Genomic DNA, 8019 nt, shown 5'->3' on the forward strand with positions numbered 1-8019 from the left:
TCCTCGAGGCCCCCGCCTGACGGCATCTCCCGCGACCGGCCAGAACCGAGCCCCGCGCGCGGAGGGGCGACCGCCCCGCCCCTTCTTCTTGGAAAAAATATCCTCGGGGGGTGAATTGGCCGCAGGCCAAGAGGGGGGCAGACGGCCCCCCTCACCTGCGCCGCGGAAGGATCAGGCGTCGGTCGGAACGATCGTCACCTCGACGCGGCGGTTGAGCTGCCGGCCCTCGGACGTCAGGTTGCTCGCCACCGGCTGCGCTTCGCCGGCGCCGCGCGTGACCACGCGCGTCGGCTGGACGCCCGCGCCCAGCAGGACGCCGGCCACCGCGCCCGCGCGCCGCTCCGAGAGGCGCTGGTTGTAACTCGCGTCGCCGGTGTTGTCCGTGTGACCGGTCACGTTGACCGCCGTGCCGGCGTAGCGCTGCAGGCTCGCCGCGAGCGTCCGCAGGTCGTCCTGGAAGGCCGGCTTCACCGTGGCGCTGTCCACGTCGAAGAGGACGTCGTTGGTGAAGCTCACGATCAGCTCTTCGCCCGTGTTGTCGATCGTGACGCCCTCCTGCTGGAGTTCGCGGCGCAGCTCCGCTTCCTGCCGGTCGAGGAGCGAGCCGGAGACGCCGCCCGCGATGCCGCCGAGGATCGCGCCCGCTGCGGCGTTGCGGCGCCGCTCCTCCGCGTCGTCGCCGCTGAGGGCGCCCAGCGCCGCGCCGATCCCGCCGCCGATCATGAGGCCCTGGCGGGTGTTGCGGTTCGGATCATCGGGCGCGGTGGCGCAACCGGCGAGCAGGAGCGCCGCGCAGGCGCCGGCGAGAATCGGTCTGGTCATCGGATCGTCCCTTTCGTCGCGCCCCGAGGTCCGGGGCCTGTGCGCAGACTACTGCACCGCGCGCGCGATAAAAACCGCTCTTGCCCGCGCGCGGGCGGCAATCCGCGCGGGGCTCAGACCTCGGTGCGCGCGGCTTCCCAGGCGAGCATGGCGCGCTTGACGGGGAGGCCCCAGTGATAGCCCGTCAGGCGGCCCGAGGCGGCGATCGCCCGGTGGCACGGGATGAGCCAGGCCACAGGGTTGCGCCCCACCGCGGCGCCCGTGGCGCGGGCGGCGGCCGGGGCGCCGGCGGCCGCGGCGAGCGCGCCGTAGGTCGTCACCTGCCCTGTCGGCACGGCGAGCAGCGCCTCCCAGACCTTGATCTGGAAGGGCGCGCCGAAGACGTGGAGCGCCGGGCGCCCGCCCCGACCGAAGGCCGCGGCGACCCAGTCCGCGACCGCCTCCGGCGCGGCCTCGAGGCGCGCGGCGGGCCAGCGCGCGGCGAGATCGGCGAAGGCCGCCTCGCGCCCCACTTCCTCCGCGAAGGCGAGGCCGCAGAGCCCGTGCGTCGTGCCCATCGCCAGCACCTCGCCGAAGGGGCTCGGGAACCAGCCGTAGCGCAGCGTGAGCCCCGCGCCGCGGCGCGCGTAGTCGCCCGGGCACATCGCCTCCCACCTGAGAAAGAGGTCGTGCAGCCGCCCCGCGCCCGACAGGCCCGCGGCCGCGGCCGCGTCCTGCACCGGCGCCGCCGCGGCGAGACGGGCGCGGGCGTGGCCGAGGGCCAGGTACTGCTGATAGCGCTTGGGCGAGACGCCGACCCAGCGCGAGAAGACGCGCTGGAAATGCGCCGCGCTCAGGCCGAGACGGCCCGCGAGCTCGTCGAGCGACAGCTCCCGGTCGGCCGCGTCGATCACGTCGAGCGCGCGGCGGATGACGTTGTAGTGATAGGCGTCCGCGTCGGTGTCCATGCCGCCCCCTCGCGTTGCAGTCCTGCATCGTATGGGGCCTGTCGCGCCCGTTCGCGACCCGGATGTTGCGCATTCCGGCGCCGACAGGCATGACGGGCCCCATGGCCGCACAGCTCGACTATCACGCCGTCCGCGAGATCTTCGCGCGGTTCCGCGCGGCGGAGCCGGAGCCCGAGGGCGAGCTTGCGCATGTCAACGCCTACACGCTGCTCGTCGCCGTCGCGCTCTCGGCGCAGGCGACGGACGCGGGCGTGAACAAGGCCACCGCCCGCCTCTTCGAGGTCGCCGATACGCCGGAAAGGATGCTGGCGCTCGGCGAGGAGGGGCTGATCGAGCACATCAGGACGATCGGGCTTTACCGCAACAAGGCGAAGAACGTGATGAAGCTCTCCCGCATCCTCGTCGAGGACCACGGGGGCGTGGTGCCCTCCTCGCGCGCGGCGCTGCAGTCGCTGCCGGGCGTCGGGCGCAAGACGGCGAACGTCGTGCTCAACATGTGGTGGCGATACCCGGCGCAGGCGGTGGACACGCATATCTTCCGCCTCGCCAACCGGAGCGGCATCGCGCCGGGCAAGGACGTGCTGGCGGTGGAGCGCGCCATCGAGGACCGGGTGCCGGCGGAGTTCCAGCTTCATGCGCATCACTGGATGATCCTGCACGGCCGCTACGTCTGCAAGGCGCGCAAGCCGCTCTGCGCGACCTGCCTCATCCGAGATCTTTGTGCCTACGAGGAGAAGAACCTGTGAAGACCTACAAGGTGGTCGGCATCGGCAACGCGATCGTCGACGTCATCAGCAACTGCGACGACGGTTTCCTGTCCACGATGGGCATCGACAAGGGTGTCATGCAGCTGATCGAGGGAGACCGCGCCGAGTTTCTCTACGAGGCGATGCAGGACCGCTGGCAGGCGCCGGGCGGCTCGGTGGCCAACACGCTCGCCGGGATCGGCAACCTCGGGCTCAGGACGGCCTTCATCGGGCGCGTGCGCGACGACGGGCTCGGCCGGTTCTACGCCGACGGCATGGTCGAGGACGGCACCGACTTCGCCAACCCGCCGGTGGCGGCGGGCGAACTGCCCACCTCGCGCTCGATGATCTTCGTCTCGCCGGACGGCGAGCGCTCGATGAACACCTACCTCGGCATCTCCTCCGAACTCGGGCCCGAGGACGTGGACCCGGGCGTGGCGGGCGACGCCGAGATCCTCTTCCTCGAGGGCTACCTCTACGACAAGCCCAAGGGAAAGGAGGCCTTCCTCAAGGCCGCGCGCGCCTGTCGTTCGGCGGGCGGCATGGCGGGGATCACCCTCTCGGACCCGTTCTGCGTGGACCGTCACCGGGAGGATTTCCGCAAGCTCGTCACCGAGCTCGACTTCGTGATCGGCAACGAGCACGAGTGGGAATCGCTCTACGAGACCGACCTCTCCGCCGCTCTGGAGCAGGCGGCGACCGAGAGCGGCCTGATCGTCTGCACGCGCTCGGGCCACGACGTCGTGCTCGTGCGCGGCGAGGAGGAGGCCCGCGTGCCGGTCGAGACGATCACGCCCGTGGACGCCACCGGCGCGGGCGACCAGTTCGCCGCGGGGTTCCTCTACGGCCTGTCCACGGGGCAGTCGCTGGAGGTCGCGGGCAGGATGGGCGTCGTCGCCGCGGGCGAGGTCATCACCCACTACGGGGCGCGGCCCGAGGCGGACCTGAAGGCGCTCTTCGCCGAGGCCGGCCTGCCGGTCTGAGCCGCCGCGGGAGGGGGGCTGTCTGCCCCCCTCTTGGCCTGCGGCCAATTCACCCCCCGAGAGTATTTGGACCAAGATGATGGGGCGGGCGGCGCAGGTCCCGGCCCGCTTTCGGGCGCGATCCCTCGGCGCGGAACGACGTCCTCGCGGGGCAGGCGGGGCGGCGGCGGCGCCTCACTCCACGGCGCGGATCAGCTTGCGCTCGAGGACACGCAGGACGGTGCGCAGGTCGTGGCCGCGCTTGAGCACCTGCCCGTCCATCCCGATGACGGCGTACTGCCCCTGGCGGTTGCGCAGCTTCGGCCGTTTCTCGATGCGGTAGAGGGGCTGCTCCGCTGTGCGGCGGAAGACGGAGAACACCGCGACGTCGCGCAGGAAGGACAGGCCGTAGTCCCGCCACTCGCCGGCGGCGACCATGCGGCCGTAGAGCGCGAGGACGAGGTTGAGCTCCGTCCGGTCGAAGGCGACGCGGTCGGAGCCCGACGCGGCGAGGGATGTGGGCGCGTTCATGTCGTGAGAATTGCGTCTCGCGCCGCGCAAATCAAGCGTCGGCCCCGAAACGACGGGCCAGCGCGGGCCCGGCCGGCGGCATCGGCGGCATGCGCGCGTCGCCCGCATCGAGCCAGGCCTCGGCCCGGGGAGCGAGCGCGCGCCAGGCGGCGGCGACGGCGGCGCGGGGCTCGGCCGGCGCCTCGGGCGGCAGCAGTTCGGCGGGGAGTTCCGGCCAGCGCAGCACCAGCCGGCGCCAGCGGTGGACGAGAAGCGTGCGCGCGGCCGCCGCGTCCAGCGGGCCGAGCGCGAGGCCCTCGAGCGCGGCGAGATCGGCGGCGAGCGCGGCGAGCGCGGCGCGATGCGCCTCGGGCAGGAGGGCGGCGGCGACGCCCGGCGCGAGGGCCGAGAGATCGCCGGTCACGGCGAGTTCGGCGTCCACCGCGGTCTCCTCGGGGATGAGCCGCAGGTTGGGGGCCACGGGCACGCCCCCGGCGCCATCGCCGCCCAGCGCGAGGGTCCAGCGTGTCACGGGCGCGTTGCGCGGGGGGGCGTAGATGCGCTCGGTCGCGGGCGCGAAGCGGGCGAGGCCGCTTTCCGAGAGACGGTAGAGGCTCGCGCGGCCCTCGCGCTCGGCCACCACCCAGCCGTCGCGGCGCAGGCGCGAGAGCGCGGTGCGCAGCGCCCCGGGCTCCACCCCCACACGCCCCAGCAGGCGCTGCAGCCGCGTGGTGGCGATGCGCCCGCCGCGCGGCTGCACGCTGTCGCCGAAGACGGTGATGACCAGCGACCAGATGCGTGGCCGGCCCTCGGCGAAGAGCGCCTCGATCAGCGGCGCGAGCGGGTCGGGGCGCGCGTCCATCTCAGCGCCGGTAGGCGACCATCGTGAGCAGGTCGTAGGTCGCGACCTGGTCGCCGTCCTGGTTGGTCATCGTCACGTCCCAGGCGACTTCGCCATACGCGTCGGTGCGCCGCGTCTTGCGCTTGCACGTCAGCCGGACCCTGACCCGGTCGCCCGGGCTCACCGGGGTCTGGAAGGACAGCGCGTCGAGCCCGGTGTTGGCCAGCACCGGCCCCGGGTCGGGCTGCACGAAGAGCCCGGCGGCGAAGGAGAGGAGCAGGTAGCCGTGCGCGACGCGGCCGGGGAAGAAGGGGTTCGCCTGCGCCGCGGCCTCGTCCATGTGGGCGTAGAAGGTGTCGCCGGTGAAATGGGCGAAATGCTCGATATCGTCGAGCGTCACCTCGCGCGCCTCGGTGTGGAGCGTCTCGCCGATCTCGATCTCGGTGAAGGTGCGCTGGAAGGGATGCGCGGGGCCGGTCTTTTCTTCCGCGCCCTTGACCCACTGGCCGCCGATGGCGGTCAGGATGTCGGGGCTGCCCTGCACCGCTGTGCGCTGCATGTAGTGCAGCACGCCGCGCACGCCGCCCAGTTCCTCGCCGCCGCCCGCGCGGCCCGGGCCGCCATGGACCATGTGCGGCAGGGGCGAGCCGTGGCCCGTCGATTCCTTCATCGAGGTGCGGTCGTTGAAGTAGAGCCGCCCGTGCCAGGCCGCGGCCTCCAGCGTGATCTCGCGCGCCACGGCCGGATCATGCGTGATGACGGAGGCCACCAGCGAGCCCTCGCCGCGGTTGGCGAGCGCGGCTGCATGCGAGAGGTCGCGGTAGGGCAGGAGCGTGGAGACCGGGCCGAAGGCCTCCACCGCGTGGACCGCCGTCGCGCTGTCCGGATCGGGGCAGCGGAACAGCATCGGCGGCAGATAGGCGCCCTCGGCCGGCGCGTCGATCAGCTCGAACTGGTCGGGGTCGCCATGGACGCGCTCGACCTCGCCGGCGAAGGCCGCCACCTTCTCCAGAACGTCGCGCTTCTGATCGGCGGAGGCGAGCGCGCCCATGCGCACGCCCTCGGCGTCCGGCCGACCGACGGTGGTCTTCGCCAGCCGTTCGCCCAGCGCCTCGGCCACCGCGTCCATCTGCGCCTCGGGCACGATCATGCGGCGGGTGGCGGTGCATTTCTGCCCCGCCTTCGCGGTCATCTCGGTGACGGCTTCCTTGACGAAAAGGTCGAACTCGGGCGTGCCGGGCGTGGCGTCGGGGCCGAGGATCGAGGCGTTGAGGCTGTCCTGCTCGGCGTGGAAACGCACGGAGCGGCCGATCAGGTTGGGATTCGTGCGCAGTTTCATCGCCGTCTCGGCCGAGCCCGTGAAACTCACCACGTCCTGCGGGCCGAGCCGGTCCAGCAGGTCGCCGGTGCCGCCGATGACGAGCTGCACCGCGCCCTCGGGCAGAAGCCCCGACTCCACGATCATGCGGAAACAGGCCTCTGTCAGGTAGCAGGTCTGCGTCGCGGGCTTCACGATGGCGGGCATGCCCGCAAGCAGGGTCGGCGCCAGTTTCTCCAGCATCCCCCAGACGGGAAAGTTGAAGGCGTTGATGTGCACGGCGACGCCCCGGAGCGGCACCGCGATGTGCTGGCCGAGGAAGCTGCCGCCCTTCGACAGCTGCTCGACCCCGCCGTCGAGATAGACATGACCGTCCGGCATCTCGCGCCGGCCCTTCGAGGCCATGACGAAGACGGTGCCGATGCCGCCGTCGATGTCCACGCCCCCGTCGCGGCGGGTCGCGCCGGTGAGCGGGTTGATGGCGTAGAGCTCTTCCTTGCGCTCGTGCAGGTATTGCGCCAGCGCCTTGAGCTTCTTGGCGCGCTCGTGGAAGGTCATGGCGCGCAGCGCGGGGCCGCCGGTCCGCACCGCCCAGTCGATCATCGCCTGAACGTCGAGCTCCGCGCCGCCGGCGCGGGCGATCTCCTTGCCTTCGACGGGGCCGACGATGGGGCGCGCGGCGGCGCCGGGCGCGATCCACTGGCCGGCGGCATAGCTTTCGGGTGCGAGCATGGGGTCCTCCCTCCGAGGTTCGCACGGAGCATGAACCCGGACGCGAGGGAAATCAACACTATTGACCGCGTGGTCGGTTTTGTGCAGGCTCGCGGCACCTTGAGGGAGGGGAGAGACATGACGCCTGAGGAACGGGCGCGCCTCAGCGCCGACGCCATGTGGGCGAACGACCGCGCGTCGAAATTTCTGGGCATCAGCCTCGACGCCGTGGGGCCCGGGACCGCGACCATGTCGTTCGAGGTGGCGGATCACCATCTCAACGGGCACGACATCTGCCACGGCGGCTACATCTTCACGCTCGCCGACAGTGCCTTCGCCTTCGCCTGCAACAGCTACAACCAGACCGTGGTGGCGCAGATGAACGTCGTCACCTTCCTGTCGCCGGGCCGGAAGGGTGACCGCCTGACCGCCAGCGCCCGCGAGGTGAGCCGTTCGGGCCGCGCCGGCATCTACGACGTGGCTGTCACGGCGCAGGACGGGCGCGAGGTCGCGCAGTTCCGCGGCCATTCCCGGCAGATCGCCGGCCAGCATTTCGAGGAGGAGACATGACCGACGCCTATCTCTGCGAGGGCTGGCGCACGCCGATCGGCCGCTACGGTGGCGCGCTCTCTGCCGTGCGCCCCGACGACATGCTCGCCCATGTCATGCGCGAGACGGTCGCGCCCTTCGAGGGGCTCAGGATCGACGAGGTCATCATGGGCTGCGCCAACCAGGCGGGCGAGGACAACCGCAACGTCGCGCGCATGGGCGCGCTGCTGGCGGGGCTGGGAGAGGAGGTGCCCGGCACCACCGTCAACCGGCTCTGCGGCTCGGGGCTGGACGCCGTGGGCATGGCGGCGCGGATGATCCGCTGCGGCGAGGCCGAGGTGGTGCTGGCCGGCGGGGTGGAGAGCATGAGCCGCGCCCCCTTCGTCATGCCGAAGGCAGAGAGCGCCTTTTCCCGCAACAACGCCGTCCACGACACCACCATCGGCTGGCGCTTCGTCAACAAGCTGATGCAGAAGCAGTTCGGCATCGACTCGATGCCCGAGACGGCCGAGAACGTGGCCGCGGACTTCAACGTCGCACGCCACGATCAGGACCTCTTCGCCCTGCGCTCGCAGACCCGTGCCATGGCGGCGATCCAGTCGGGCCGCATGGC

9 protein-coding genes are annotated in these 8019 nt (G+C 72.0%); 4 read left to right on the forward strand and 5 right to left on the reverse strand.

The annotated features are described in order from the left end of the window. Window positions 1-171 precede the first annotated feature (171 nt). Both ACESL7_RS10140 and ACESL7_RS10145 read right to left on the reverse strand, forming a co-directional pair. Window positions 172-822 carry a YiaD family glycine zipper/OmpA-like lipoprotein gene (locus ACESL7_RS10140; RefSeq protein ID WP_372893207.1) on the reverse strand — a complete coding sequence of 217 codons (651 nt, stop codon included), beginning with the start codon at window positions 820-822 and terminating at the stop codon, window positions 172-174. A 113-nt stretch (window positions 823-935) separates the two neighbouring features. Then, window positions 936-1769, reverse strand: a complete 834-nt coding sequence (locus ACESL7_RS10145) for a methylated-DNA--[protein]-cysteine S-methyltransferase (RefSeq protein ID WP_372893208.1) — start codon at window positions 1767-1769, stop codon at window positions 936-938. A gap of 101 nt (window positions 1770-1870) precedes the next feature. On the opposite strand from ACESL7_RS10145, the gene nth reads away from it, so the two are divergent. Together nth and ACESL7_RS10155 are read left to right on the forward strand one after the other, a co-directional pair. After that, window positions 1871-2515, forward strand: a complete 645-nt coding sequence (gene nth / locus ACESL7_RS10150) for an endonuclease III (protein WP_372893209.1) — start codon at window positions 1871-1873, stop codon at window positions 2513-2515. Beyond that, window positions 2512-3498, forward strand: a complete 987-nt coding sequence (locus tag ACESL7_RS10155; RefSeq protein ID WP_372893210.1) for an adenosine kinase — start codon at window positions 2512-2514, stop codon at window positions 3496-3498. The genes nth and ACESL7_RS10155 overlap by 4 nt, the downstream gene beginning before the upstream one ends. Before the next feature lie 174 nt (window positions 3499-3672). Here ACESL7_RS10155 and ACESL7_RS10160 read toward each other — a convergent pair whose 3' ends face one another. Genes ACESL7_RS10160 through paaZ form a run of 3 tightly spaced genes read right to left on the reverse strand, consistent with a single transcriptional unit; the run spans window position 3673 to window position 6878 of the window. Continuing rightward, complete coding sequence (locus tag ACESL7_RS10160) at window positions 3673-4008, reverse strand: DUF2794 domain-containing protein (RefSeq protein ID WP_372893211.1); 336 nt, start codon at window positions 4006-4008, stop codon at window positions 3673-3675. A 31-nt stretch (window positions 4009-4039) separates the two neighbouring features. Then, window positions 4040-4849, reverse strand: a complete 810-nt coding sequence (locus ACESL7_RS10165; protein WP_372893212.1) for a PaaX family transcriptional regulator C-terminal domain-containing protein — start codon at window positions 4847-4849, stop codon at window positions 4040-4042. Window position 4850: 1 nt separating this feature from the next. Beyond that, window positions 4851-6878 carry a phenylacetic acid degradation bifunctional protein PaaZ gene (gene paaZ / locus ACESL7_RS10170; RefSeq protein WP_372893213.1) on the reverse strand — a complete coding sequence of 676 codons (2028 nt, stop codon included), beginning with the start codon at window positions 6876-6878 and terminating at the stop codon, window positions 4851-4853. Between the two features lie 117 nt (window positions 6879-6995). On the opposite strand from paaZ, the gene paaI reads away from it, so the two are divergent. Continuing rightward, window positions 6996-7427: a hydroxyphenylacetyl-CoA thioesterase PaaI gene (paaI, locus tag ACESL7_RS10175; protein WP_372893214.1), complete on the forward strand. Its 432-nt coding sequence runs from the start codon at window positions 6996-6998 to the stop codon at window positions 7425-7427. Continuing rightward, a partial coding sequence (locus ACESL7_RS10180) for a thiolase family protein (RefSeq protein ID WP_372893215.1) occupies window positions 7424-8019 on the forward strand: 596 nt, incomplete at its 3' end. The genes paaI and ACESL7_RS10180, both read left to right, overlap by 4 nt.

The organism is Rhodosalinus sp. (genome assembly GCF_041685465.1).
GTDB lineage: Bacteria > Pseudomonadota > Alphaproteobacteria > Rhodobacterales > Rhodobacteraceae > Rhodosalinus.

Excerpts from the sequence above, each read along its gene's own strand:
- ACESL7_RS10140 (WP_372893207.1), bottom strand. The coding sequence starts at position 822 with ATGACCAGACCGATTCTCGCCGGCGCCTGCGCGGCGCTCCTGCTCGCC.
- paaI (WP_372893214.1), top strand. The coding sequence starts at position 6,996 with ATGACGCCTGAGGAACGGGCGCGCCTCAGCGCCGACGCCATGTGGGCG.
- ACESL7_RS10160 (WP_372893211.1), bottom strand. The coding sequence starts at position 4,008 with ATGAACGCGCCCACATCCCTCGCCGCGTCGGGCTCCGACCGCGTCGCC.
- nth (WP_372893209.1), top strand. The coding sequence starts at position 1,871 with ATGGCCGCACAGCTCGACTATCACGCCGTCCGCGAGATCTTCGCGCGG.
- paaZ (WP_372893213.1), bottom strand. The coding sequence starts at position 6,878 with ATGCTCGCACCCGAAAGCTATGCCGCCGGCCAGTGGATCGCGCCCGGC.
- ACESL7_RS10145 (WP_372893208.1), bottom strand. The coding sequence starts at position 1,769 with ATGGACACCGACGCGGACGCCTATCACTACAACGTCATCCGCCGCGCG.
- ACESL7_RS10165 (WP_372893212.1), bottom strand. The coding sequence starts at position 4,849 with ATGGACGCGCGCCCCGACCCGCTCGCGCCGCTGATCGAGGCGCTCTTC.